Origin of the sequence: Arthrobacter sp. efr-133-TYG-118, assembly GCF_030209755.1 — a bacterium.
Classification (GTDB): domain Bacteria; phylum Actinomycetota; class Actinomycetes; order Actinomycetales; family Micrococcaceae; genus Arthrobacter.
Genome location: NZ_JARVRH010000031.1, coordinates 80,904 through 106,489, shown reverse-complemented (window position 1 = coordinate 106,489; position 25,586 = coordinate 80,904). Strand labels below are relative to the sequence as shown.

Annotated in this window: 28 protein-coding genes; 25 read left to right on the top strand and 3 right to left on the bottom strand. The window is 65.4% G+C overall.

From position 1 onward, the window contains the following. Nucleotides 1-10 precede the first annotated feature (10 nt). Entirely contained in the window at nt 11-1,372 is a 1,362-nt protein-coding gene (locus QRN59_RS21745; protein WP_284984532.1) for an MFS transporter, read from the bottom strand. A 360-nt stretch (nt 1,373-1,732) separates the two neighbouring features. Between QRN59_RS21745 and QRN59_RS21740 the strand changes: the two genes are divergently transcribed. The 5 genes from QRN59_RS21740 (at nt 1,733) to QRN59_RS21720 (ending at nt 6,095) form a co-directional block, all read left to right on the top strand. Continuing rightward, nucleotides 1,733-2,764 carry a LacI family DNA-binding transcriptional regulator gene (locus QRN59_RS21740; RefSeq protein ID WP_284984531.1) on the top strand — a complete coding sequence of 344 codons (1,032 nt, stop codon included), beginning with the start codon at nt 1,733-1,735 and terminating at the stop codon, nt 2,762-2,764. A gap of 97 nt (nt 2,765-2,861) precedes the next feature. Continuing rightward, the gene (locus QRN59_RS21735; RefSeq protein WP_284984530.1) at nt 2,862-3,863 is read left to right on the top strand and encodes a VOC family protein; all 1,002 of its coding nucleotides are present in this window, start codon (nt 2,862-2,864) and stop codon (nt 3,861-3,863) included. 59 nt (nt 3,864-3,922) lie between these two features. Further along, complete coding sequence (locus QRN59_RS21730; protein ID WP_284984528.1) at nt 3,923-4,465, top strand: carboxymuconolactone decarboxylase family protein; 543 nt, start codon at nt 3,923-3,925, stop codon at nt 4,463-4,465. Nucleotides 4,466-4,525: 60 nt separating this feature from the next. Beyond that, nucleotides 4,526-5,635, top strand: a complete 1,110-nt coding sequence (locus QRN59_RS21725) for an alcohol dehydrogenase catalytic domain-containing protein (protein WP_284984527.1) — start codon at nt 4,526-4,528, stop codon at nt 5,633-5,635. A 175-nt stretch (nt 5,636-5,810) separates the two neighbouring features. Then, nucleotides 5,811-6,095, top strand: coding sequence for a hypothetical protein (locus QRN59_RS21720; RefSeq protein ID WP_284984526.1), 285 nt, complete (start codon nt 5,811-5,813; stop codon nt 6,093-6,095). A gap of 27 nt (nt 6,096-6,122) precedes the next feature. On the opposite strand, the gene QRN59_RS21715 is transcribed toward QRN59_RS21720, so the two are convergent. Beyond that, entirely contained in the window at nt 6,123-6,653 is a 531-nt protein-coding gene (locus tag QRN59_RS21715) for a cupin domain-containing protein (RefSeq protein ID WP_284984525.1), read from the bottom strand. Between the two features lie 174 nt (nt 6,654-6,827). On the opposite strand from QRN59_RS21715, the gene QRN59_RS21710 reads away from it, so the two are divergent. The 9 genes from QRN59_RS21710 (at nt 6,828) to QRN59_RS21670 (ending at nt 14,539) form a co-directional block, all read left to right on the top strand. After that, nucleotides 6,828-7,910: a fumarylacetoacetate hydrolase family protein gene (locus tag QRN59_RS21710; RefSeq protein WP_284984524.1), complete on the top strand. Its 1,083-nt coding sequence runs from the start codon at nt 6,828-6,830 to the stop codon at nt 7,908-7,910. Further along, nucleotides 7,907-8,896, top strand: coding sequence for a C-terminal binding protein (locus tag QRN59_RS21705; RefSeq protein WP_284984523.1), 990 nt, complete (start codon nt 7,907-7,909; stop codon nt 8,894-8,896). The genes QRN59_RS21710 and QRN59_RS21705 overlap by 4 nt, the downstream gene beginning before the upstream one ends. Further along, the gene (eno, locus tag QRN59_RS21700) at nt 8,893-10,197 is read left to right on the top strand and encodes a phosphopyruvate hydratase (RefSeq protein WP_284984521.1); all 1,305 of its coding nucleotides are present in this window, start codon (nt 8,893-8,895) and stop codon (nt 10,195-10,197) included. Before QRN59_RS21705 ends, eno begins: the two co-directional genes overlap by 4 nt. Continuing rightward, nucleotides 10,194-11,255, top strand: coding sequence for a phosphotransferase family protein (locus QRN59_RS21695; RefSeq protein ID WP_284984520.1), 1,062 nt, complete (start codon nt 10,194-10,196; stop codon nt 11,253-11,255). Before eno ends, QRN59_RS21695 begins: the two co-directional genes overlap by 4 nt. Continuing rightward, nucleotides 11,252-12,190 carry a fumarylacetoacetate hydrolase family protein gene (locus QRN59_RS21690; RefSeq protein WP_284984518.1) on the top strand — a complete coding sequence of 313 codons (939 nt, stop codon included), beginning with the start codon at nt 11,252-11,254 and terminating at the stop codon, nt 12,188-12,190. The genes QRN59_RS21695 and QRN59_RS21690 overlap by 4 nt, the downstream gene beginning before the upstream one ends. Before the next feature lie 70 nt (nt 12,191-12,260). Continuing rightward, on the top strand, nt 12,261-13,199 hold the full coding sequence (locus QRN59_RS21685; RefSeq protein ID WP_284984517.1) for a quinone oxidoreductase family protein: 939 nt from the start codon (nt 12,261-12,263) through the stop codon (nt 13,197-13,199). A 30-nt stretch (nt 13,200-13,229) separates the two neighbouring features. Continuing rightward, complete coding sequence (locus QRN59_RS21680; protein WP_284984516.1) at nt 13,230-13,466, top strand: hypothetical protein; 237 nt, start codon at nt 13,230-13,232, stop codon at nt 13,464-13,466. A 202-nt stretch (nt 13,467-13,668) separates the two neighbouring features. Further along, nucleotides 13,669-13,809, top strand: a complete 141-nt coding sequence (locus tag QRN59_RS21675; RefSeq protein WP_284984515.1) for a hypothetical protein — start codon at nt 13,669-13,671, stop codon at nt 13,807-13,809. Nucleotides 13,810-13,924: 115 nt separating this feature from the next. After that, nucleotides 13,925-14,539: a carbonic anhydrase gene (locus QRN59_RS21670; RefSeq protein WP_284984514.1), complete on the top strand. Its 615-nt coding sequence runs from the start codon at nt 13,925-13,927 to the stop codon at nt 14,537-14,539. Nucleotides 14,540-14,703: 164 nt separating this feature from the next. On the opposite strand, the gene QRN59_RS21665 is transcribed toward QRN59_RS21670, so the two are convergent. Beyond that, nucleotides 14,704-15,405, bottom strand: a complete 702-nt coding sequence (locus QRN59_RS21665; protein WP_284984513.1) for a FadR/GntR family transcriptional regulator — start codon at nt 15,403-15,405, stop codon at nt 14,704-14,706. 140 nt (nt 15,406-15,545) lie between these two features. On the opposite strand from QRN59_RS21665, the gene QRN59_RS21660 reads away from it, so the two are divergent. The 11 genes from QRN59_RS21660 to QRN59_RS21610 all read left to right on the top strand — a co-directional run bounded on the left by QRN59_RS21660 (nt 15,546) and on the right by QRN59_RS21610 (nt 25,497). Continuing rightward, nucleotides 15,546-15,692 carry a hypothetical protein gene (locus QRN59_RS21660; RefSeq protein ID WP_284984512.1) on the top strand — a complete coding sequence of 49 codons (147 nt, stop codon included), beginning with the start codon at nt 15,546-15,548 and terminating at the stop codon, nt 15,690-15,692. 80 nt (nt 15,693-15,772) lie between these two features. Then, nucleotides 15,773-17,092 carry an MFS transporter gene (locus tag QRN59_RS21655; RefSeq protein ID WP_284984511.1) on the top strand — a complete coding sequence of 440 codons (1,320 nt, stop codon included), beginning with the start codon at nt 15,773-15,775 and terminating at the stop codon, nt 17,090-17,092. After that, entirely contained in the window at nt 17,089-18,384 is a 1,296-nt protein-coding gene (locus tag QRN59_RS21650; RefSeq protein WP_284984510.1) for a CaiB/BaiF CoA transferase family protein, read from the top strand. The genes QRN59_RS21655 and QRN59_RS21650 overlap by 4 nt, the downstream gene beginning before the upstream one ends. Continuing rightward, nucleotides 18,381-19,160 (top strand): enoyl-CoA hydratase/isomerase family protein, encoded by a 780-nt coding sequence (locus QRN59_RS21645; protein WP_284984509.1) that lies wholly within the window; start codon nt 18,381-18,383, stop codon nt 19,158-19,160. Before QRN59_RS21650 ends, QRN59_RS21645 begins: the two co-directional genes overlap by 4 nt. Nucleotides 19,161-19,228: 68 nt before the next feature. Beyond that, nucleotides 19,229-19,438 (top strand): YegP family protein, encoded by a 210-nt coding sequence (locus tag QRN59_RS21640; RefSeq protein ID WP_284984508.1) that lies wholly within the window; start codon nt 19,229-19,231, stop codon nt 19,436-19,438. 98 nt (nt 19,439-19,536) lie between these two features. Then, nucleotides 19,537-19,947 (top strand): CBM35 domain-containing protein, encoded by a 411-nt coding sequence (locus QRN59_RS21635; RefSeq protein ID WP_284984507.1) that lies wholly within the window; start codon nt 19,537-19,539, stop codon nt 19,945-19,947. Nucleotides 19,948-20,396: 449 nt separating this feature from the next. After that, nucleotides 20,397-21,392 carry a LacI family DNA-binding transcriptional regulator gene (locus QRN59_RS21630; RefSeq protein WP_284984506.1) on the top strand — a complete coding sequence of 332 codons (996 nt, stop codon included), beginning with the start codon at nt 20,397-20,399 and terminating at the stop codon, nt 21,390-21,392. A 499-nt stretch (nt 21,393-21,891) separates the two neighbouring features. Further along, nucleotides 21,892-22,938 carry a sugar ABC transporter substrate-binding protein gene (locus QRN59_RS21625; RefSeq protein WP_284984505.1) on the top strand — a complete coding sequence of 349 codons (1,047 nt, stop codon included), beginning with the start codon at nt 21,892-21,894 and terminating at the stop codon, nt 22,936-22,938. Nucleotides 22,939-23,031: 93 nt separating this feature from the next. Then, nucleotides 23,032-24,090, top strand: a complete 1,059-nt coding sequence (locus tag QRN59_RS21620) for an ABC transporter permease (RefSeq protein WP_284984504.1) — start codon at nt 23,032-23,034, stop codon at nt 24,088-24,090. A gap of 4 nt (nt 24,091-24,094) precedes the next feature. Then, nucleotides 24,095-24,937 carry an ATP-binding cassette domain-containing protein gene (locus QRN59_RS21615; protein ID WP_269992230.1) on the top strand — a complete coding sequence of 281 codons (843 nt, stop codon included), beginning with the start codon at nt 24,095-24,097 and terminating at the stop codon, nt 24,935-24,937. Then, on the top strand, nt 24,934-25,497 hold the full coding sequence (locus tag QRN59_RS21610) for an ArsR/SmtB family transcription factor (RefSeq protein WP_284984503.1): 564 nt from the start codon (nt 24,934-24,936) through the stop codon (nt 25,495-25,497). Before QRN59_RS21615 ends, QRN59_RS21610 begins: the two co-directional genes overlap by 4 nt. Nucleotides 25,498-25,586 lie beyond the last annotated feature (89 nt).

Below are 25,586 nucleotides of genomic sequence, written 5' to 3'. Positions count from 1 at the left end.
ACCAGCGTGATCAATGAGTGCCCGCGCGGGCCGCGTTGTTGAACAGGGAGGTTTGCACGATCAGCATGATGGCGGCCGCCACCAGCGGCAGCACGGTGACCTGCAGCAGGCCGGCTCCCTGCCAGCCGAGCATCGGCACCAGCGCCGCGAACAGCAGCCCGGAGAAGGCGGCCGATCCGTAGTAGCACGTCACGAACAGACCGGCGGCTCGCCCGACCTGGTGAGGGCGGACCGCCCGCTGGATCGCGCTGTTGGTGTTGGGGAAGAAGACACCGGTACCGAACACACCCATCAGGCAGGCGAAGACGCACTGCCAGGCGAACGATGCCTGCACCTGGTAGATCAGCACGCCGATCACCGCCATCACGACCAGGGAAACGATCAAAAGGATCCGCTGGTTGATCCGGTCGCCGATCCACCCTCCGAACAGGCCGGCCAAGCCTCCCAGACCCACGAAGCTGAGCGCGAGCGCGGACTGAGCGGTGGACACGTGAAGTTGTGTGGTCAGGAAGGTCGGGTACAGGCCCAGGAACCCGTAGAGAGCGAGGGCGCCGCAGCCGGAGGCGGCGGCGATGGCCAAGGAGTTGCGGTTGTAGGCTTTGGCCGGCATGTAGTCGTAGGAGCCTTCGACGCCGGTCATGCTGATCGCCCGCTCGGTGAACTTCCGGCTGACAGCCAACGCGGCGACCACTACGACCAGCAGGCCGAGCAGCCCGAAGATGATGAACGGGGACCGCCAGGATCCGAACTGACCGGCGAACGTGACACCGAGCGGCGGGCCGAATATCGCCCCCAGTCCGAACGCGAAACCCAAGACCCCCAGGGCGAGGCCGCGGCGGTGGTGGAAAAACGCGCCGACAGCAGCGAAAAGGGCCGCGGCCTGCATCCCCTCACCCAGCCCCGAGATGATCCGGTACAGTGCCATGTCGCCCCAAGAAGAGGCCAGCGGGGTGGCCAGGGTGCCGAGGGAGTAGATCACGATGCTGACCACCAGGACGGTCTTGCGCGAGAACCGCTCAACCAGGAACCCGGCAGGGATGCCGGCGACCGCCATCCCGAGGGTAAAGATCGTGGCCAGCAGTCCACCGGACTGCAGGCTGAAACCGTACTCGTTGCTGATCGTGGTCAGCAGGGGCGGGAAGACCTGCCGGTCCATCGCATTGAGCATGAACGTGAACGCCAGCACCCCGAGCGAGACGGCGGCGACGGCCTTGGAGGCTTTGCCTTCAGGGTTGTTCTTCACCCGGGACGGCGCCGGGCTGGCGGGGATCGCGTCCACGGAGATCGCATCCATGGGCTCCGGGTACGTGGGTACGGCGTGACCGGCTGCACCGGGGGCCTGGCTGGCGCCGGAAGGGGTCGGGTGGGACATCATTGTCTCCTAGTCGGGAGGGGCTTGCTTTCGTATGGGAGGTGAGGCGTGTATTGAACGGACGCGGAATGCGGCAGGGCGGGCCGGTCCCGGTCATACCTGGAAGGGCGGCCGGCAGAGGATCTGCACCGGGCATCTGAACCAAGGTGGAGCTGACGGGTCCCGCGAACACGGGGTATAGAACGATGCTAACGATAGCACTACGGCGCGCCTAGTCAAGAGTGGGTTCTATTTCACAGTTGATTGGTCGCAGCTCTTGACCTGCCCGAGGGTCGTGCTATCGTTAGCACATGGGTGGCGCGCAGACCCGCCGTCCCCATCATATGATGATTCACTAGCAGCATTGCGTCAGGAGGCACGATGATCACGACGAAGGATATCGCTGCGCATCTGCAGCTGTCAGTGTCCACCGTCGGCCGGGCGCTGGCCAATGACACCCGCATCAGTGAAGAGACCAAGGCCCGCGTCCGCCAGGCGGCCTCGGAACTGGGCTACGTGGGCAACCATGCGGCCAGGATGATGCGGGGAGCACCGAGCAATGTGGTGGGGCTCGTCATTCCAGACATCCGCAACAGCTTCTACTTCACCATCGCCCACGAATTGTCAGCGATCATGGCCGGTGCGGACTACCAACTGATGCTGGCCGAGACGTTCGACGATCGCCTCATCGAGCGCCGCCACCTTCGCGAACTGTCCGCCAGCCGTGTAGCTGGCGTAGTGATCGCTCCGACGCCGAGCCCACACAATGACTCCGTCAGCTTGCTGCGCGGTATGCCGCACGTCCAGTTGCTGCGAAGGCACGAGTCACTGGGTGCCCAGTGGTTCGGCCTGGATGACCAGCGGGCGCTCAGGGATGCCACGACCCACTTGCTGGATCTCGGTCACACCCGGATCGCCTACATAGGCGCGCCTTCCGAGCTGCCCACGGGTCGGGAACGACTCGAGGGCTACCACCAGGCCCTTCGCGATCGGAGCGTCCCGATACGTTCCAACCTGGTCGAACTAGGTCCCCCGGCGTCGCCCGAGCATGCCCGGGAGGCTGTTCGCCGGCTGCTGAACCGGCCAAGCCCGCCCACCGCCGTCGTGCTTGGGTCTGTCCTGCACACCGTAGGCGTGCTGGACGGCTTGCTTGATATGGACGTCGACGTCCCCTCGGAGCTGTCCGTCGTCGGCTTCGGCGATCAGAGCGGGTTCTCCTGGTGGGGCCCCGGCCTCACCACCATCAGTCTCCCCATCGGCGACGTCGCCACCTCCTGCGGGCTGTGGTTCATCCGCCGGCTCAATAATCCGCCGGCTGGCAACGACCCCTACGAGTCGGCATCTGTGGGCTGGCTCGTGCCGCGTGGCAGCACTGCTGCACCGCCCGCGGTGGCGCGCGAGCGCTCCGCCTAAAGACCGCAACACCCAACAAAAGAGCGCGCGCCTGCGCGCCTTCCAGATTGTAGGTGCTAACGATAGCACCCACCTTGACCCCATTGGAGAGGACAGCATGCTGCCACCGGTCGACTTGCGCCCCCCGTTCAACATCACCCGAACCAGCCACCTGCGCCTGAATGTGGCTGACCTCACCGCAAGCCGTGATTTCTACACCACGGTCCTCGGCCTGGTGGTGACCGAGGAGGACGACTCCACGGTCTATCTGCGTGGCCTCGCGGAGGCCTGTCACCACAGCCTTGTGTTGGAGAAAAGCACCGACGGCGGTACGGCCCGCCGGATAGGATTCCGCGTCTTCTTCGAGGAGGACCTGGACGAGGCCTATCGCTACTTTCGTAACCGGGATCTCCCGGCAGAGTGGGTGGACATGCCACATCAGGGGCGCACCCTGCATGTCTCAGACCCGGTCGGGACGCCGCTGGAGCTGTGCGCAACCATGGAGACCCGGCCCCGGCTGCACATCAACTTTGAGCAGTACAAAGGCGCCCACGCCCAGCGTTTGGACCACTTCCAGCTGCTCACGCCCGACGTCTACGAGTTGTGCGCGTTCTACAGCGACCTGGGATTCCGCAACTCGGAGTACCTCGAGTACGGCGACGAACTCGTAGGCGCCTTTATGTACCGCAAGGGCACCTGTCTTGACTTGGCAATGGTGCCCGGCGACGGTCCAAGCCTGCACCACTTCGCCTACACCGTCTCCGAGAGCCATGACATCTTCACCGCCTGCGACTTCGCCGGCATCCTGGGCTACGGCGACCAGGTGGAACGCGGCCCGGGCCGGCATGGACCGGGCGGCATGCTCTTTGCGTACCTCCGCGATCCGGACGGCCATCGCGTTGAGGTCTTCAACAGCCACTACCAGACGATTGATCTTGAGACAGAGCCGGTGCGTTGGGACGCCGCATCGGTGAGCACCAACGCACGCTGGGGACTGCCTGCCCTGGAGCAGTGGTACTTCGAAGCCTCGCCCTTCGTCGGCACTCCGCTGAAGTCCCCGGCGGTCCGTCCTGCCCCCATGACACTCGAGAAGTTCCTGGCCAGCCCCCAACTCCCCTAATTGCCAGCCCCTCTAATCACCAGCCCCTCTGACCCCAAACTGACTGGAGCACCACCATCATGTCCCGAGTTCCGTCCCTGTCCCGCGATGACGCCGCCTCGGTCCACCAGCAGCCGCTGTGGGACCGCATCGAAGCAGAGCGCAAAATGCCCACCGCCAATATCTTCCGCTCACTGGCGAACGCCCCGGTCCTGCTCGACGCATTCCTGTCCTACGCCAACGCCATGCGTGACAGCTCCCTCCTGAGCCCCAAGCTGCGGGAGCTGGCCATCCTGTCCGTGGGCCATGCCACGGGCTCTGAATATGAGATCGCACACCACCAGTCACATGGCCGCAAAGCCGGCCTCACGGACGAGCAGCTTGCCGCAGTGGCCGACGGCGACAGCGCCGAGCTTTTCAACGACACGGAACGCGCCGTGATAGCCCTGGCACACGAATCAACCATCAACGTGAACGTGTCCGATGCCACCTGGGCGGCCGCGGCCAAGCACCTCGACGACCAGCAGATGGTGGAGCTCACCCTGACCATCGCCTGGTACAACTCGGGAGTACGGGTAATGGGCCTGCTCGGCATCGAACTCGAGGACAGCTACCGCAAGTAGCTCCCCCGCCACGTTCCCCCTGAATCACCACCCTTTTCATTCCCTAGAAGGAGCCCGTCAATGGCGACGATGCGCGCAGCCCGGCTGCACAAGATCGGCGAACCCATGTCGATCGACACCATTGAAGTACCCAAGCCCCGACCCACCGACGTACTGGTCAGGGTCAAGGCCGTCGGCATCGTGCCGAACATGGCCAACGTGATCAACAACTGGCCCACCTGGTTCCCGCACCAGCCCATCCCGGCCTTCCCTGCAATCTTCGGCCTTGATCCCACCGGGGTGGTGGAGGAGGTCGGAGAATCCGTCATCAACGTCAAGCCCGGTGACCGGGTGTACGTGAGCCCGTTGCGTTCCTGCGGCAGCTGCTACGCCTGTTCCGGCGGCACCCCCAGCCGCTGCCGCTACTACACCCTCAACGGGTACTTCAGCACCTCCCGAGATGGCCAGCGGATCTTCGACCTCTACCCCTATGGCGGGTTCAGCGAGTTCATGACCGCGCCGCAGCAGGCGCTGGTCAAGATCCCGGACAACCTTCCGTTCGAGCTCGCCGCCCGTTTCGGCTACATCGGCACGGCCTATGGAGCGCTCCGCCTGGCCGACGCCGGACCGGGCACCGTAGGCCTGATCGACGGTATCACCGGAACGCTTGGCGTGGCGGCGACTGTGCTCTGCCTGAGCATGGGGGTGGCCAAGATCCTCGGCACCGGCCGCAACCAGGAGCTCTTGGACCGGGTGAAGGCCCTTTCACCCCGTCGGATCGAGGTCATGAACCTCGGTGAGCAGTCGTCCGGCGAGTGGGCCAAGGCCAACACACGTGGCGACGGAGCCCACTTCGTGATCAGCGCACTCGGAGCCCGGGCTGACGCGGCCACCATGGTCGACTCCATGCACGGAGTCCGGCGCGGCGGCCGGGTGGTCAACGTAGGCGGGGTCGCCGAAGAAGTCCCTGTCGACATGAAGTGGCTGATGGACGAGCAGGTTCAGATCATCGGCTCAAACTGGTTCACTGCCGCCCAGGGTCAGGAGATGGCCGACATGATCGAGACCGGCACCCTGGACCTCACTTATCTCGAGACCGAAGCGTTCCCGTTGTCCGATGTGAACACGGCAATTTCCGGGCGGCTGAAAGACCCGCGCGGCGGCTTCAGCAACTACGTGGTCATTCCCTGACCACTTGATCAGGCCGGTCGTCCGCTGCATGGACGGCCGGCCGTCCTGCAGCGGCCGGATCACATCCTCCCCTGGAAGGATGGTGGCACGAGGAGGCGCAGGCCGAGGACGCGAAGCACAACCCGGCGGACCGGCTTCGTGAGCGGCTGAGAGTGAACCCGATACGGAGAAGTCAGTGAACTCCACAGCAACGACAAGAATTGATGAGTGGGCCAAGCTCACAGGTGTAGACGTTGAAATCTGGCAGCGAAACCGGATGATCCGGAGAGGCCGCGTTGAAATGGCAAGCAGCGATTCACGCCTGGCCTGGATCATGGCAGACGGCATCGAAACAAGGACCCTTGTCGAAAAGTCGCAAGATCATGTCATCCGGATATCCATCAGGAACACCGAGATGTTCAGCCAGGGTCAAGTAGAGCATCCAGAGAAGATAGACTTCGTCCTATACGAGGGGGGCTAGCAGGCCGGCTTCAGCCTCCCCTAGCACTCAGGCGCTGGCGCCGGTGAGCACAAACGCCACCGTCGCCGGCGCCTGCGTTTTGTTCCGCCAAGCGTGCCGCGCAGCGACCTGCACGACCGTATCTCCCGGCATCAGGCGGACCTCCGCGCCGTCGTCCAGCTCAAGCCACACCTCCCCTTCGAGCACTACCCCGTAGTCCACACTGGGTGTCCGGTGCATCCCGTCCGGCTCGAACACTTTGGCAAGATCCGGTGCGTAGGTAGCAAGTTCCCGACCCGCCGCGGCGGGATCGAAATCAGGACTCATGACCACCGAATCAGGGGCGTAGCGGACGATCACAAAACTTGCACCGCCGGGGCCAGGGACCACAGGGCCGTGATTGTCGGTGGGCTCGGCGTCGGGTGGCGTGCTTGAGGGTACCCCAGGCGTGAACCAGATCCGAATCTGAGCCTGTCCCGGCATCGTCTCGAAGTCGTGGCTGTGAGGTACCGCCCCGTCGGAGACCAAGACGGACTTCCCAGTGCCGTCCGTACCGGTAACCACTCTGCGTACTGTCACCTAAGTTCCCATCGTCAGTCGAGTGCCATCGATAGCACTATGGCTCATTTGTTCCACCCATGTCAACGCCTCCATCTTTGGTGGCACAATGCTCCATACCAGCGCGCTCGTGGTGTCAGATGGCAAGAGTCATTTAGGGATGGCACCTCGGGCGGGTTGTGCTATCGTTAGCATATGTTCGAAGATGACAACCGAGACGCCAGCATCGCCCCAGCGGGGGTGGTGCTGGCCCAGACAGCTCACACGGTAGAGACGACCGCGGTCTGGCTGGTCCATCGCGACCGCGCCCTCCCACTGCGGACGTGGGCGGCGGACTGGCCGTGCGCAAGGTTCGCCTCAATCGCCGACCTGATCCGGCAGTGGGGCGCCCACCACGCCGAGCTTCGACGACTGACCGAGTCTCCACAGACCGCCGAGGCGATCGCCGAGCACGGCCTGCCGGCCGGCTCGCTGCTGTTTGAGTCGCCGTTGCGGCCCATGCAGCTGTTCTGCACCATCGGCAACTATCGGCGGCAAGTCATCGAGGCCGCCGTCGATGGCGCTGACCCGGCCGACGCCGATCGCGTGCGCGCCGCCACCGCGCAGGCCCTGATGCAGCGACGCCGGGACGGCAGCCCCTACATCTGCCTGACCAGCATCGACCGGATCGGCACCCCTCTGGGTGAACTGGAGCTGGATCCGGACGTGGACACCCTGGACTGGGAGGTCGAGATCGGTGCCGTCATCGGCGGGTCCGGCACCCGGATGACACTGTCCGAGGCGCACGCGGCGATCGCCGGCTACTGCGTGGTCAATGACCTGACGATCCGCTCCCGCGTCTTCCGGCCGGACCTGCCCGCCCTAGGCAGCGACTGGTTGCAGTGCAAGGGCCTGCGGGGATCGCTCCCGGTCGGACCGTTTTTCGTGCCCGTCTGGCAGGTCCCCGACCCCTCGGCCCTGCGGCTGCGGCTGTCGGTCAACGACACGCTCATGCAAGACGACACTGCCGAGGACATGGTGTTCAGCATTCCCGAACAGCTCGCGTACCTGTCCCAGCACATCCGGCTTCGCCCCGGCGACCTGCTGTGCACCGGTTCCCCCGCCGGATTCGGCCTCCACCACGGCCGCTTTCTGCGCGCCGGAGACACCGTCAAGGCGTCGGTGACCGGGCTTGGCGAACAGGTCACGCGGTGCGTGGACCCGTCATTCCATCAAAACCCTTCCGACCCAAACCCGGCCGTTCCAAGCCGGACCACGAAAAAGGAGCACGCGTCATGACCCCACAGCAGACCGTCCTGCTGACCGACCGGGCCTGGCCCGACGACAGCATCGAACGAGGCATCCTCGAAGGCGCCGGCTTCCGCCTCGTCGTCGGCCCGGCTGACCCGGCACCGGTCGAGACCATCGACGCCCTGATCGCCGAACACCAGCCCGCCGCCATCCTCACCTGCTGGGCCACCGTGTCCGCTACAGCGATCGCGTCCTCGGCCCCGCTGCGCGTCGTCGCCCGGATGGGAGTGGGCCTGGACAACATCGCAGTGTCCACCGCCACGGATTGCGGCGTGCAAGTCACAAACGTCCCGGACTACTGCGTCGCAGAGGTCTCCGATCACGCCGTCGGGCTGGCCTTGGCCTGGACCCGCGGCCTGGTCGCCGCCGACCGCGAGGTCCGCGCCGGCAGATGGAACCCCGCCGGGGCGCGGCTGCGGCGGCTGTCCACCCTGACGTGCGGTGTCGTCGGATACGGCCGCATCGGCAGGGCCACGGCGGCCAAGCTGCGGGCGCTCGGTGCCCGCGTCGTGATCAGCGACCCGCACCCTCCGGCCGACACCGGGGGCATCGAAGTGATGCCCCTTGACGGCCTCCTCGCCGCCAGCGATATTGTCGTCCTGCATGCGCCCCTTACGCCGCATACCCATCACCTGATCGGCGAACGGGAGCTGGCGCTGCTGCCGCAGGGCGCCTTCGTGATCAACGTCAGCCGCGGCGGACTGATCGACACCGCTGCCCTGCTCGCCTCCCTGCAAACCGGGCATCTCGGCGGAGCAGGCCTGGATGTCTTGGAAGAGGAGCCGATGGTTCCCACCGAGCTAATGGCCCACCCCGGCGTGATCGTCACCCCGCACATCGCCTTCGCCTCCGAGGCCTCGGTCATCGACTTGCGCCGCAGCGCCGCCGAGGAAGTCGTCCGCGTCCTGCACGGCGAACCGGCCCACTACCCGTGCAACACCCCGTCCCCCCTGACCACTGGAGTGTCATCTTGAGCACCATCCGCACCGTTCACGGCCGCCAGATCTTCGACTCCCGCGGCCGCCCGACCGTCGAGGTCGACATCGTCCTCGACACCGGCGCGATGGCCCGCGCCTCCGTGCCCTCCGGAGCCTCAACCGGCACCCACGAGGCCCACGAGCTGCGCGACGGCGACCGGTCGGCATTCGACGGCCTCGGCGTCACCGCCGCAGTCGACCACGTGAACGGCGAGATTGCATCCGCGCTGCGCGGCCACGACGTGGACGACCAACGGGCCATCGATGAGCGGCTGCGGGACCTGGACGGGACCCCTACGCTGTCGCGGCTCGGCGCCAACGCCGTCCTCGGCACTTCACTGGCGGTCTGCCGCGCCTCCGCCGTGGCCAGCGGGCTGCCGCTGTATCGGCGGATCGCCCAGCTCGCCGACGCCGGCGAGCCGGTGCTGCCGATGCCGATGGTCAACATCCTTTCCGGCGGCCTCCACGCTGGCCGGGGCATGGACGTCCAGGACTTCCTGGCCATACCGGTCTCGGCCACCTCCACACTCGAGGCGATCCAGCTCACCTCCCGCGTCCGCGCCGCCGCGACCACCCTCTGCGCCGAACGGGGGCTGCCGACCCTGCTGGCCGACGAGGGCGGCCTGAGTCCCGCCTGCCGCACCGGCGAGGAAGCCCTTGAGCTGATCACCCAATCCATCGAGGCCGCCGGCCTGGAGCCTGGCACTGACATCGCCATCGCCATCGACGTCGCTGCGACCTCCCTGTACGACAGGAATGCCGGTGATTACCACTTGCGCCGGCAGGAACTGCATCTCAGTACCGCCGAGATGATCGACATGGTGTCGTCCTGGGTCGACCGCTTCGCGATCGTCTCGATCGAGGACCCGCTCGACGAGGAGGACTGGGAAGGCTGGCAGATTCTGACCAAGCGCCTGGGACATCGGATCAGGTTGATCGGCGACGATCTGTTCACCACGAACAGCCAACGGCTCGCCAAGGGCATCGCCAGCGGCGTTGCCAACGGCGTCCTGGTCAAGGTGAACCAGAACGGCACACTGACGGGCACCCTCGACGTGGTCGCCGAGGCGCGCGCCGCCGGCTACGCCCCGGTGGTGTCGGCCCGATCCGGAGAAACCGAGGACGACTTCCTGGCCGACCTGGCGGTCGGGACCGCGGCCGGGCAGATCAAGATCGGGTCCGTGCGGAACTCCGAGCGACTGGCCAAATACAACCAGCTGGTGCGCATCGCCGAGGACTCCACCCTGGGCTTCAGTAATCTGCCCTTGCTGGCCCCGTCCCCTGTGGCTGTCCGGTGAGCGGCGCCGAGCCCGAGGCCCGCGTGCAGGAGTTCCTGCTCCGCCACGGACTGATGCGGCCATCGGAGACCGCGATACTGACCCCCCTGACCGGTGGCGTGAGCTCTGACCTGTGGCAGGTGGACCTGCCCGGTCGTACCCTCTGCGTGAAAGGAGCGCTGGCGCAGCTGAAGGTCGCGCAGGAGTGGCTCGCGCCCACCTCCCGCAACCGGGTCGAGTACGAGTGGCTGCTGTTCGCCGGCACCGTCGCTCCCACGCAAGTCCCGCAGGTGTTCCCCTACGACGAGCAGGCCGGACTGTTCGCGATGCAATTCCTCCCGCCCAAGGACTACCCGGTCTGGAAGGCCCAACTCCTTGGCGGGCACATCGACCCGGCCGCCGCGCACGCCGTCGGCGACCTGATCGGCCGGCTCCACGCAGCGAGCGCCAAAGACCCCTCGGCAGCGGGCACGTTCGCCACCGACGACAACTTCGACGCCCTGCGCATCGAGCCCTATTTTCGGGTCACCGCCCGGGCGAACCCCGACCTGGCAGACCGGATCGAGGGGCTCGCCGCGGTGACCGCCGGCACGCACTTGGCGGTGGTGCACGGCGACGTCAGCCCCAAGAACATTCTTCTCGGTCCGCACGGCCCGGTGCTGCTCGACGCCGAGTGCGGCTGGTTCGGTGACCCGGCGTTCGATCTCGCGTTCTGCCTGAACCACCTCCTGCTCAAGGCGATCATCCTGCCCGGCCACACCGGGCGGCTGCACCGCTCCACCCGCCTGCTGCTGGACAGCTACGCCAGACACATCGACTGGGAACCGCCGGCGGACCTGATGGAACGCGTCGCGGCTCTCCTCCCGCTGCTCGCCCTGGCCCGCGTCGACGGCGCCTCCCCCGTGGAGTACCTGGCACCCCCGCAACGCAGCCAAGTGCGCGCCCTCGCGCGGGACCTGATGTCCCGGCCCGGCTCGACCATAGATTCGATCCTCGACGACTGGATGCTGGCGGCCCGTACGGCCAGCGTCGGCACGACGCAAATCAACACCACGCAAATCAAGGAGCAGACCCCGTGACGTTCTCCCTGTCCACCATCCGGATCGACGGCACGCCCACCCCCGTGCTCCGCCTCCTTGACGGCCGCCTGTTCCGGCTCACCGACCTCGCCCCTGAGATACTGGCCGCCGATCCGGCAAGAGGGCTGATGACCGTCTTCGCCCATTGGGAGACTGCCGAGCCCGTACTGCTCGCCGCCGTCGACGCCCTCGAGAGCAGTGCAGTCGATCCGGTCGCCGAGCCGGCCGAGCCCGAGGACTGGCTGACCCCGCTGCAGTACCCGAACAAGGTCATCTGCGCCGGCGCCAATTATTACGACCACGTCGTCAACGACGGCGGTCACGCGGGCTTCTCGAAAGAGGACAACATCCCGGTCTTCTTCCTCAAACCGCCCACCACCACCCTCGTCGGCCAGGGCGGATCAGTCCATTACCCCACCCAGACCGAGAAGTTCGACTACGAACTCGAGCTGGCATTCGTCATCGGCCGACGCGGCCGGCACATTCCGGTGGACCGGGCCCGTGAACACATCGCCGGATACACGATCGCGCTGGATCTCTCGGCCCGTGACTGGCAGCGCCACCCCAAGCACCTCGTCAGGTTCGACCTTTTCGGCGGCAAGGTCTTCGACGACAGCTGTCCGCTCGGGCCCGGCATCGTGCCGGCCCGCTTCATCGACGACACCAACCTGCAGCTGCAGTTCTGGCTCAACGGCGAACTCCGGCAGAACGCCAACACCTCCGACCTGATCTGGCCGGTGCCCGAGCTGGTCTCCCGGATCAGCGAGCACGTGACCCTCGAACCGGGCGACGTCGTGCTCACCGGCACCCCCGCCGGGGTCGGACTCAGCACCGGGACCTGGATGCACGTCGGCGACCAGCTCAAGGGGCAGATCAGCGGCCTCGGATCGATCAGCGTCCAGATCATCTCCGCCGACACCGATAAACCGAACTGATCCTCCCCCGCCGCGCACATCGCCGAGCGCGGCCCGCCCACGCCCCAAGCCAGACACGAAGGACCACACCATGAAAGCAGCCGTTCTAACCCAGACCGGAACCAAGCCCGTCTACGCAGATTTTCCCGATCCCCGGCCCGGCACCGGACACGTCGTCGTCGACGTCACGGCGGCCGGTGTCCACCATCTCGACCTGGCCAAGGCCTCCGGCGCCTACGGCGACCCGGGCACTTTGCCATACGTGATCGGGGCCGACGGTGTAGGCCGGACCGCCGCCGGCCGCCGGGTCTTCTTCACATCCCCGGTGACGCCCTACGGCGCCTGGGCCGAGCGCACGCTCGTCGCCGAGCAGGACCTGCTCGACCTCGCCGACGACGTCGACGACATCACCGCGGCCGCGCTCGGCAACACCGGACTGGCCGCTTGGCTCGCCCTCACCTGGCGCGCGGACCTTCAGCCCGGCCAGAACGTGTTGGTGCTCGGCGCGACCGGGGCTCTCGGATCAGTTGCCGTCCAGCTCGCCAAAGCCCTCGGCGCGGCCAAGGTGGTCGCCGCCGACCGGGATCCCGAGCGGCTCGCCCGCTCCAGCGAGAACGGCGCCGACGCCACCGTGACGATCACACCGGACACGGACCTGGTGGGCTCCTTCCGCGACGCCGCCGGTAAGCACGGCTTCGACGTCATCATCGACCCGGTCTGGGGCGACCCCGCCCTGGCCGCCATGCACGTCGCCGCCCGGGGCGCCCGACACATCCAGATCGGCCAATCCGCCGCGGCAACCATCCAGCTGCCCGCCCACATCCTCCGCGGAGCACGCCTGGAGATCCTCGGGTTCGCCCACGTCGACCCGCCAGTCCAAGTCCGCCGCGACGCCTACCTGAAACTAACCGAGCTCGCAGCCACCGGCGCCCTGACCGTCGATACGATGTCCCTCCCGCTCTCCGACTGCCAGCAGGCTTGGGAGCTGCAACAGCAGGGCGCCCCACGCAAGCTCGTCTTAATCCCCTAACCCCTAGCTCCGGTCAGAAGAAGGAACGCAATGATTGACCAGAAAATGCGCTACGCCGTGGAGGTCAGGATCACCCATCGCAAGGAACTCGAGAACAAGCTCGACCAAGCCGTCGAAGGCGCGATCCAGCAAGCTCTCAAAAAGCCCGGGTGCGGAGTGCTGGTGACCCGGCACGACCACCAGACATTCACCGTGGAGCTTTCCCACGACGTTCCACACGGGACCATCTCCGAAGTAGCCCTCTACCATCCGTCTGAGAGCCGGTAGAGGAAAAGCTCACATGGGACTGCAAAGAAAGACGTGGGAACGGCGCGGCTAGACCCACAGGCAATGGCCACCGAGTCGTGGTGATGGACGGACCCCATCAGTGTCCGCACACTCCACGGTGCGCTCACCCCTCGGCACATACCGCATGTCTCGCGGACACACCGGGTGCTCCGCTCTACATGCACTTATCAAGGAGAAGACGATGTCCGATTCACGCATTGAGGAAACCAAGGAAGAGACCGACGAACTGTCTATGAGGGCGTTGCTTGAGGAAGAGTTCAGAGCCGTATTTGGTGGCATCACGCCCGTCGCCACCGCCTGGGCCGGCCTGACATTCAGCTGAGCCTCGCACGCTGACCCCAATACAGAGCATCCGGCGCCTGCGAGGCATGGTGCCGACGCGGCCACTGAGGCGATACCTCCCTTTTCGCATAGGTACGCCCCTTAAGGTGAGTAGGGTGAGCAACAGAATCGGCACGTACCAGGCGTGGCAGCGACTGCTTGACGGCAACGAGCGTTTCGTCACGGGAGATTCGCTGCACCCGAACCAGAACGCCTCCCGGCGCGGTGAGCTGGTGAACAACCAAAATCCGTTCGCAGTCATCTTTGGCTGCGCGGACTCTCGACTCGCTGCGGAGATCATCTTCGACGTTGGACTCGGCGACGTCTTCGTGGTGCGCACCGCCGGGCACGTGATCGACAACGCCGTGCTCGGCTCACTTGAGTACGCAGTCTCCGTGCTCCATGTCCCCCTGATCGTGGTCCTCGGACACGACAATTGCGGCGCCGTCACCGCCGCGAAAGACGCCGTGGAAACCGGGGAGGCGCCCCAAGGCCACATCCGCGACCTGGTTGAACGCATCACGCCCTCTGTCCTGAAGTCGATGCGTGAGGACAAGGTGGACCTCAACGACATGGTGGTCGAACACGTCAAAGAGACCGTGCGCCGGCTAGTGGACAGTTCACGGGTGATTTTCGACGCTGTGGACAACTACTCCACCGCCGTGGTCGGCGTCGCGTACCAACTCGAAGAGGGCCGGGCGCAGCTCGTCTCCACAGCCGGCGTCCTCTAAAGCCGGCGAGGCCTGCACCTCCTGTAGCCGCACAGGATTAGGGTGGCCAGCAAGGACTGCGTGGGGTCTCGCCGTAACCAGAACGTATTGCTGCATGCCCCAGAATCTCTCCGCGCCGCCGCTCCACTGCCCATGAACCGCTAGCAGCATCCCGCGGGCGATCCTTACCTGAGTAGATCGACGTCGGAGACAAGCTCGATGTGCGTCAACATCGCTTCCGCTGCGGCCTCGGGGTCCTGGGCACGGATCGCATCCGCTATCTTGCGGTGGGAAGCGAGGGATTGCTCGGGCCGCCCCGGCTGCCCCAGGGATTCCAGGCGTGTTTCGAGGATCATCTCGGCGATGAAGGTCATGAGCTGGGCCATCACTGATGAATGCGCCGCAGCCGTGACCGCCTGGTGGAAAAGCTCGTCGCCGTGCAGGCCTTTGCCTGCGTCGGCGATCTCATCAGCCATCACCTGCAGCGCCGAATCGATTGCCTCCATCTCGGCCTCGGTGCGCCTGACCGCGGCGAGTCCGGCGAGTTTCACTTCGAGGGTGCTTCGGGCTTCGACGATCTCGGGAAGCCTGCTTCTGTGTTCCCTGAGGCTTCTGATCACGGTGGCGATGCTGGGCCGGTATACGAGGACGGCGCCGGTGCCGTGCTGCACGTCGATGACGCCCAGAACCTCCAGTGCCACGAGCGCCTGGACCAGCGTGGCCCTGGATACTCCGAGCCGCTCCGCCAGATCCCGTTCGGCGGGCAACAAATCACCCGGACCAAGCTGGGCTGACTCGATGTAGCCAAGGAGCTGCGTCACGAGCTGTTCGTACAGGCGGGGCCTGGAAACACGCGCCAATGGATCAGATGGTGCAGTCTCGCGCACTGATGCCTCCTCACATAGTCCTCTGAGTAACAAGAATACACGGAGGAGCATTGACAAGGTGACTCACTGTACTAGAGGCTAGTCCAGTGATAATGTAATCGACGTCACATCAGATCCGTTTGATCCTTGGAGGAACACTGATGGCCGGTCCTGTCTTATCGATAGTCGCGCCGGCTCTGACGTTCCTGTTCGGGATCACCTACCTGTCCGCCGTCGCCGGGAAGGTCCCGGCGACCGGCTTCCTGTCCCCGGCGGGCCGCCTTGCCCGCCATCGGCTGTCGCGATGAGTTCTTCCGAGTCGTCTGGCCACAACCTCACATATCCCCCACCGGGCACACGCCCGGAACATCAGACCAATGGAGTGATGATGACTGTTCAACAAGTGACACGGGAGCAGGCCGTACGGCGTGCCACCGTGGCCAGCGTGGTTGGAACAACAATTGAGTGGTATGACTTTTTCCTCTATGGAACCGCGGCTGCGCTGGTTTTTCCGCAGCTGTTCTTTCCGGGCCAGTCTGCTTTTGCCGGCATTCTGGCGGCCTTCGGCACCCAGTTTGTCGGCTTCGTGGCACGTCCGGTCGGTGCTGCGATCTTCGGTCACTTCGGTGACCGCATCGGCCGCAAGACCACGCTGATGGCAACGCTGTTCCTGATGGCCTTCGGCACGGTACTGATCGGGCTCCTTCCCACGTATCAGAGCATCGGTGTCGCCGCTCCCGTCCTGCTGGTACTGCTGCGGATTATCCAGGGCATCGGTGTCGGCGGGGAATGGGGAGGATCCGTTCTGCTCAGCATGGAATGGGGAAACCAGAAGAGACGGGGCCTGTCCGCCAGCTGGCCGCAGATGGGAGTGCCGCTCGGCCTTGTTCTCTCTACCGGAGTTGTGCGTCTGACCTCCGGTGTCACGGGCACAGAAGGATTCGCCGCTTTCGGCTGGAGGATTCCCTTCATCCTGAGCATTGTGCTGATCGGCGTCGGCATGTTCGTGCGGCTGCGCGTCGTTGAGAGCCCGGAGTTTGAGGCCGTACGCACATTGAACAAGGTGGTCAAGTCCCCGATTCTGGAGGTCATCCGGCGCCAGCCGAAGCAGATCCTGCTTTCGGCCCTGCTGCGGACTTCCGAGCAGGCCCCGTTCTACCTGTTCATCACCTTCGTGCTCACGTATGCCGTCAAGCATCTGAAGCTCAACAGCAACTCCATTTTGGATGACACCCTCGTTGCGGCTGCACTGGGACTGATCAGCATCCCCGTGTTCGGGCGGCTCTCGGACTGCTTCGGCCGCCGCCGCGTGTACGGGACCGGCATCATCCTGACCGCACTGTTCGCTTTCCCCTACTTCGGCCTACTCAACACCGGCAATGCCCTCCTGGTCGGAATCGCCGTCGTCGTGTCCCTGGTAATCCACGATATGCAGTACGGGCCGCAGGCAGCGCTGATTGCCGAAAGCTTCGACCCGGACATCCGCTACACCGGTGCAGGCATGGGCTACCAGCTCGCCAGCGTGATCGCCGGCGGCCCGGCACCCCTGATCGCCGCCGCCCTTCTGGAACACTACGGGGATTCCACAGCCATCTCCATCTACATCATCATCTGCACCGTCGTCAGCATGGCCGCCCTGATCCTGCTGCCCAAGGCCGCGCACGCCCTGGCCGCCACAACCCCGAAAGCCGTAGGAAACCCTGCATGAGCATCCAAGAAAAAAGCCTCCAGGACACGAGGGCCCGCAGCGGCCGTCCCCAGGAACCAGCACCGGACCCGATCCCCCTCACGGCACCCTCCGGGGAGGCGTCCGGCGGAGCCTTGAAGGACCTGGTGGTGCTGGACCTGACCCGGATACTCTCGGGCCCCTTCGCCACCATGACCCTGGCGGACCTCGGCGCTGACGTGATCAAAATCGAACAGCCCGGCCAAGGCGATGACACCCGCCAGTGGGGCCCGCCCTTCCAGGGCGAGGAAGCGGCCTACTTCCTCTCCGTCAACCGCAACAAGCGCAGCCTGGCCGTCGACCTGAAGTCAGCCGAAGGCCTGGCCGCCGTACGCCAACTGGCCCTGAAGGCGGACGTGCTCGTGGAGAATTTCCGGCCCGGGACCGCGGCCCGCCTGGGCCTGGGCTACCAGGACCTCTCCACGGAGAATCCCGCCCTTGTTTACGCGTCCATCAGCGGCTACGGCCAGACCGGACCGGATGCCCTGCGTGCCGGTTACGACGCGATCGCCCAGGCCCGGAGCGGCATCATGAGCGTGACCGGCGAAGCGGACGGACCGCCGGTCAGGGTCGGCGTCAGCAGCGCCGATCTCGTCGCCGGCATGTGGGCGACCATCGGCATCCTGGCCGCCCTGCACGAGAAAAAGCGCACCGGGAGCGGCCAGTGGGTTGACATCAGCCTGCTCGACGGCTCCGTCTCCTGGCTGACGTACGTTTCCAGCGGGTTCTTTGCCAGCGGCGAAACACCCCAACGCTACGGCTCGGCGCACCCCACCATCGCCCCTTACCAGGCATTTGCCACCGCCGATGGGTTCGTCATGGTCGCCGTGGGAAACGACAGAATGTGGAGGAGCCTCACTTCCGCCCTGAACCGCGCAGATCTGGCGGCCGACGAGCGGTTCGCGTCCAACCCGTCCAGGGTCGCTTACCGCACCACCCTCATCCCCCTCCTCGAGGAGATCATGCTCACCCGGACCACCGACGAATGGGTGCAGGCCCTGGACCTGGCAGGCGTGCCCGTCGGCCCCATCCAGACCGTCGACCAGGCCCTCAACGACCCCCAGGTCATCGCCCGCGGCATGGTGGCAGAACTGCAGCACCCCACCGTCGGGGCAATGAAAATGGTCGGCTGTCCGGTCCGGCTCACCCGCACCCCCGCCTCCATCAGGACCGCCCCGCCCCTGCTGGGCCAACACACCGATGACATCCTCTCCGGGCTTGGCTTCAGCACAAACCGCATAGCTTCCCTGCGCGAAGCCGGTGCAGTCCAATGACCTCACCGAGCCCGGCAGGCCTGGACACCATGACCCTCGACGACTCCGGGTCCGTCGCGACCCTGACCATCGGAACAGGCCAACGCTTCAACGCCCTCGGACAGCAGGAATGGGAAATCCTGAAACACGCAGCCACCTCGCTGGCCGAACACGAAACGCTCAGAGCCGTCGTCATCCGCGGCCGGGGAGGCGTGTTCTGTTCCGGCTCAGACCTCAGGGAATGGGAAGACGCCTCCCCCGACGCTGTCAGCGCCAGCTTCGCCGGCATGGAAGCGGCACTCCAGGCCATCGAAGACCTTCCCGTCCCCACCGTCGCCGCGGTGGAAGGCTTCGCGACCGGGGCAGGATGCCAACTCGCACTGGCCTGCGACCTTCAACTCATGAACCAGTCCGCCAAAATCGGCATGCCCATAGCCCGACTCGGTCTGCTGGTGCCGGCGACCTTCGCCAACCGGATGTCCCTGCGGATCGGCCCATCGAGGACCAAAGACCTGCTCTACGGCGGACGGTTGCTCACCGCCCATCAAGCCAACGACATCGGCCTCATCACCACAGTGGTAGCCGACGACGACGTCGACGCGGCACTCGGAGAACTGCTCACCCGCTGGGACGGCCTGTCGGCCGCATCACTGCGGGCATCCAAAGCCGCAGTGGACCTCGGGCTCAGTCCGGTCGCGCACCCCGCCCGGCACGCGCCACAAGGCCCCGCATCCGACCCGCAGGAATTCGCCTCGCGAGTGAACTCCTTCCTGCACCGCCACAGCCGGCGACGCTAGGCAGGAGCGGATGTGCGGGACAACAAGCCAAGGGGAAACAACCGGAACCAACGACAAAGGGAACGACCATGGCCGCGCAATTCAGACTCTATGCTGACACGGACGCCCTCTTGAGGTTCGAACTCGTCACGGACAATGGAGTTGTACTTCTCACCTCGGTTTCCTATGAGAACGAAGATGCCGCCATTGCAGCAATCTGGTCCGTACGTGAAACCGCAGCCAACCGACGGATCGTTGACCCCACCGGTCTGGTATCCGAAGCACCGGATCCCGGATGAGCTCCCTGATGTCCAGCGTGGACTCGGACTGTGTTGAGTCAGCGAAAGAGTTCGCGGGTCATTCCGAAGGGTACCCGATCGGAAAGGACAGCCGTGTAATGGCCCGGCGTCTGGCGGGTGATGAGGATCCCGCGCGTCCTGGCGTGCAGGGCTGCTGTCTTTCGCTCTCGCACGGCTACGTGGGCCGCGTCGACGGAACCACGAATGCCCGCGACGACAGTTTCGTCGACTTCCAGGTGGACGTCCCCACCGCCGGAACCTACACAATGGCGATCAAGTACGCCAATGGAACAGGAGCAACCTCAACCCAGGGCCTCGCATACAACGGAGGCGCCTGGTCCACCATTTCCTACCTGGCGACCGCGGGCTGGGGCCAATTCACGGACTCAGTGAGCGCCACGCTCACGCTGTACGCAGGCTTTAACACGATCCGGCTTGCGAAGAGCGCACCGTTCTACGCAGGAGGCACAGGATACGCGGAACTCGATTCAACCACCCTCACCCAATAACTGCCCTGACGTAGGGAGGATCGACGGCACGCAACAGAGGTTGAGCCTCTAGCGGATGTTGTGCCCCAAGGAGAGGTCGATTAGTAGCTCGCTAAGAAGTAGCTCCCCAGACGCTCGGGACGGGGGTTGCCCGTCCTGGCGCCCCGGCCCCCGGGGGACGACAGGCTGAAACCTGCCCCAGAAAAGGGCGATACGAAGCAGCCACAAGCATGAGCGTCTGTGCCGGTGGTGGAGCCGACAAACGACGCGATCCTGGTAGCCAGCCGTGTTCCGGACGACGTGGCTAGCGCTATCGCCAATGGTCCAAAGCCCCACCGCTTCGCCTAAATGACCAAGTGATACGCTCGGGACCGTCAGTACAAGTTAGGAAGCTCGGAAGGCCTACGGCCATAGCCGACGATGGGAACCGATTCGAAATGGTAGTGCACGACAAGCAGAATCGAACTCCCGTGCGACGCGTAACGCTCGAGGACGTCGCCAAGCAGGCTGGCGTATCGCGCGCGATGGCCTCCCTTGTCATTCGGGAAGAGCCCGGCCCTACCTCCATGACTCGCCTCCGGGTTCTGGCCGCTGCACGAATGCTCGACTACAGGCCGGACCGCCGTGCCAGGTCATTGGCCAGCCCGACGTCTCGCCTGATTGGCGTGACATTCGGGGGAGCCGGCCACTTCCACTTCGATCTGCTCGAAGGCCTCTACGCAGCGGCTGCCGACCATGGATACGACCTCATCCTCAGTGCCGTCACCCCCGAACGGGGAGAACAACAGGCGCTGGATTCCCTTGCCGACTTCAGGTTCGATGGTCTCGTCATGCTCGGACCGCCCGTAGCACAGCCGGCCATGGCCGGGACCATTCCCATGACAGTAATGGGCTGGAGTGTCGATCACGAGTCCGTCGATGTCGTCCGGACCTCCGACGAACACGGAATGGCCTTGGCGGTGAACCATCTCGCCGATCTCGGGCATCGGCGCATCGCCCATTTGGACGGCGGCCGTGGCCTCGTCGCCAATGCGCGCCGGGAGGCGTACATCAGGGCCATGGGACAGCGTGGACTTGGCGGGGAAACCATGGTGGTCTCCGGCGGGGAGGATTCCCTTGACGGGCTCAGGGCGGCAGGCGAATTGCTTGCCGCGGCCGAATTGCCGACGGCGGTGGTCGCCTTCAACGACGATACGGCTGCAGCTGCCGTGAGCCTCTTCGCCCGCGAGGGAATCGACGTCCCCGGCGGCATATCGGTTGTCGGGTGGGATGACAGCCATCTCGCCCACAATCCTGCCTTCGACCTCACCAGCGTTGCCCAGCGGCCGCACGAGATGGCCCGTGCCGCCATCGAGCGGATCGTCGCTCGATGCGACGGCTTGGATGTTCAGGGGCGGGAAATCGTCCTCGAGCCAACACTCGTCGTCCGTTCGAGCACGGGGCGCCCCCCGGCGATGGACCGCTGATTGGCCTCTGGTCGACGCTTGGACCCGCCTAAGTTCGACAACTCTCCGGAGTCCCGGGGGCGGGGATAGCTTTCGGGGGTCCCCGTGTTGTCTCAAACCTGTCGGTTCAGAAAGGACCGCCGCTCCCCCAGCTGATGGCCCGCATGCTTCAGCCACAACGGCACTCCGCCCTGACGCATGCCGGCCACTTCGCCTCCCGACGCGCAAAGATCGCGTTCATCTGCCCCCAAGGCGCTTCTCCGCACCGGCAGTCCACGGCGGATAGGCACTGGGGAGCCGCCCACCCCAGAACATCGCGGTTGCCGCCGCGTGTTCATGGCCGCTTTCAAGCGTCGCTCCCCGTGCAGTCGAGAGCCGTCGTAAGAGCGCTCCAAATTGTTCTGACAAAGTATTGACACCGACCATCCCTATACGCCATTGTGTGATGGGCGCCACATTGGAACGCCTTGGATTTGGACCGCTCCATAAATCGGTCCGGCTCTGTGAAAGGGAATAACTGATGACGATGAAGTCAATCGCCCGAATGGCAAGGAACCGCCGGGTCATGGCCGCAGCAGCGGTCCTCGCCGTGCTGGCGACGAGCGCGTGCTCCCAGTCCGGTAACGCGTCCGGCTCGAACAGCGGCGCGGCCGCGGGAGGAAACGGCAAGGCCAAGATCTTCGTCATCGGGGGAAAGTCCGACGACCCGTTCTGGTCAAAAGTCAAGCGCGGCGTCGACGACGCGGGCAAGGTCGTGCAGGCCCAGGGCGGCTCGGTGACGTTCCTCGGCCCGCAGAACTACGACAACCTCGGCCCCGACGCGGCCAAGCTGATCGACTCGGCCCTGAGCCAGGGCGCTACGGCGGTCATCGCCCCGGACTGGGTGCCCGACGCCGAAGACGCGGCCCTCAAACGCGTGACGGATAAGAAGATCCCGCTCATCATCTACAACGCCGGGGGTCTCCAGGCCGCCGACAAGGCGGGCGCGATCAACTACGTCGGCAGCGAGGAATACACCGCCGGCTCGGCCGGCGGCAAGTACCTAGGCCAGCACGACGTCAAGCACTCCCTTTGTGTGAACACCCTCCCGGGTTCGACGAACACCGAGGACCGGTGCCGCGGCGTTGCAGACGGCATCAAGGCCAATGGCGGAACCTCAACCGAGCTGCCGCTCCCCTCCTCCCAGTTCGGCAACCAGACCGCCGTCGCCCAGGCGATCAAGGCGGCGGTGCTCAAGGATCCCAGCATCGACTCGGTTGTCACGATCAGCACCTCTGATGCAGGCAGCGCGGTCAGCGCGGTTCAGCAGGCGAACCTGACCGGGAAGGTCAAGCCGGCGACCTTCGACATGGACACGGCAACGCTGAACAACATCAAGAACGGGTCCGTCCTGTTCGCGATCGACCAGCAACCCTACATGCAGGGCTACCTCTCGGTGTCCATGGCCAACTCTTACGTTTCATATGGCCTCAACCTCCCGCAGCGTCCCATTCTGACGGGTCCTGCAATTATCGATTCGCAGAACGTCAACCAGGTCCTCGCCGGCGACCAGGCCGGCGTCCGTTGACGACGAGCCGGGCCCTGAGTCCACAGGGCCCGGCTCCCGACTCCCGGGCGCGTCAAAGCCGTCGCGTCCCGTATTGAAGGTGGTAATCCAACCATGGCAGTTAACATGACCCACGGCCCGTCCGAGGTCTCCGCCAAACGGAAGACGCAAACAGCGCCTCCGGCATCCTTGTCCTTCCTCCGTCGGCCCGAGGCCGGTGCGCTCATCGGCACGCTGGCGGTCTTCGTGTTCTTCGCCATCTTCGGCGGCGGACAATTTCTCTCCAGCGGCGGTTCGGCCAGCTGGCTCAATGTCGCCGCCGAGCTCGGCATCGTCGCCATCCCGGTCGGCCTCCTCATGATCGCGGGCGAACTTGACCTCTCGGTCGGCTCGGTGATCGCCGCAAGCTCGATGACCACGGCGATCGTCTCGGGCTATTGGGGCCTGCCTACGATCGTCGGCATTGTCGCCGCCCTCGTCGTCGGCGGCGCCATCGGGTTCGTCAACGGGCTCCTCGTCACCAAGACCAACGTGCCGTCCTTCGTCGTCACATTGGCGACGAACTTCGGCCTCGCAGGCATCACGCTGGGCTTCTCCCGCGTCATCACCGGCACCACCAGCGTCTCGCTTAACCCCGATGAATGGGCAAAAGGCCTGTTCGGCACCCTCATCGCGGGCCAGTTCGAGGTCGCCATCTTCTGGTGGATCGCCGTCGTCGTGGGGGTCGGGTGGTTCCTTCACTTCGCCCCCCGCGGGAACTGGATCGTCGCCGTCGGAGGTGACACAATCAGCGCCCGCTCCACGGGTATTCCCGTCGAGAAGGTAAAGATCGGGCTGTACATGGGCTCGGCGCTGGGCGCGTCGCTCGTGGGCGTGATCCAGACGATCCTCTACAACGGCGCCCAGGTCGCCAACGGCCAGGCGTTCGTATTCAACTCGATCATCGCCGTCGTTGTCGGCGGCGTGCTCCTCACCGGCGGCTACGGATCGGTCGTCGGCGTGGTACTCGGAACCCTCACGTTCGCGATCGTCAGCCAGGGCATCTACTACACCGGCTGGAACTCCGACTGGGCAGCACTTATCCTCGGCATCCTGCTGCTCGTTGCGGTTCTCATGAACAACACCTTCCGGAAGATGGCCCTGTCCTCCGGCACCCCGAAGAAGAAGGCCTGACCAAATGAATGCCCCATTCCTGAAGCTGACGGACGTCTGCAAGTCGTTCGGCTCAACCCAGGTTCTCAACGACATCTCCCTCGAGGTAAAGCGCGGTGAAGTCCTCTGCCTGCTCGGAGACAACGGCGCCGGCAAGTCCACCCTGATCAAAGTGCTCTCGGGCTTCCACGAGCCGACCTCGGGAACCATGGACGTCGAGGGCGAGCGTGTCGTGTTCAAGAGCCCCCGGGACGCCAGCGACCGCGGGATCGCAACGGTCCACCAGTTCGGCGGGACTTTCCCTCTGATGAGCATCGGCCGATGCTTCTTCGTCGGCGCCGAGCCCAAGAAGGGGTGGGGACCGTTCAAGCGCTTCGATCGCAAGTTCGCAGGCGAGGTCGCCGTGCGCGAGATGCGGAGCCTCGGCATCACCCGTATCACCGACGGGGACCGCCTTGTCGGCGGCCTCTCCGGCGGCGAGCGGCAGGCCCTTGCCATCGGCCGCGCCGTGCACTTCGGCGCCAAGCTTCTCATCCTCGACGAGCCCACCGCTGCGCTCGGCGTCAAGGAGGCGACCCACGTCCTGCGCATCATCATGCAGGCGCGCCAGCAAGGCCTTGCCGTCATTCTCGTGACCCACAACGTCACGCACGCGATGAAGGTCGGAGACCACTTCGCCGTCCTCATCCACGGCGCACTAGCCGCCGACTTCCGCAAGGGCGAGCGCACCCGCGAGGAGATCACCGACCTCATGGCCGGCGGCGAGGCCATGGCCGAGCTCGAAGCCGAGATCTCCGCCTTTGAGCAGGCCCACGACGGACACGCCCCTGAACCAGAGGACCTCGAGAGGATTCTGAACGAGAAATGAGCCCAAACGCCCCGGAGCCGGGCCGGCAAGACCGGCCGATCCGATCAATCGCGCCGTCCCGGCTCCGGGACTCACGGCATCAGGGGGACCTGGCAGTACCGAGCCCAAAGAGGACATCCTCCGGTCATTCCAAGAGGATCGAAGCCACCGTCGCGCCGCAGCGGGGAGCAGCCCGAGCAACCGTCCCGGATAACCGTGCACCCAGTCGGGAAAAGGAAGGAGGCGCGCCCATTCTCGGCCGGAGCCTGCTTTTCAGCCCCGCCAAGCTCCACCTCCTGTCCCTCCTTCTGGAGGGACTGGACACGGTCGGCGACTTCGCAGCAGCGCTGGATATCTCGCCGTCCAGCGTCTATCAGCACCTGGCTGCACTGCATGGGCGGGGCTTCGTGATCAGCTCCGCCCACGGGCGGAGCAAGACCTACACGTTTGCTCCCACCGTCGACCAGATCGCCCTACGGCGTGCGTTGCTGGAGGCGACTCGGGACGGCACCGCCACGCGGAGCGGAGCCGACCACCTGAACCACCTGCGCGACTGGGCCGCTGCCTCGGCCGCTTCCTGAGCCTCCGCGTTCGGATCCACTCTCGGGGAAGACCCACACCCAGCGAGAATTGCCTCAGCGGAAAAGGGAACACACGACGAAACCGGCCG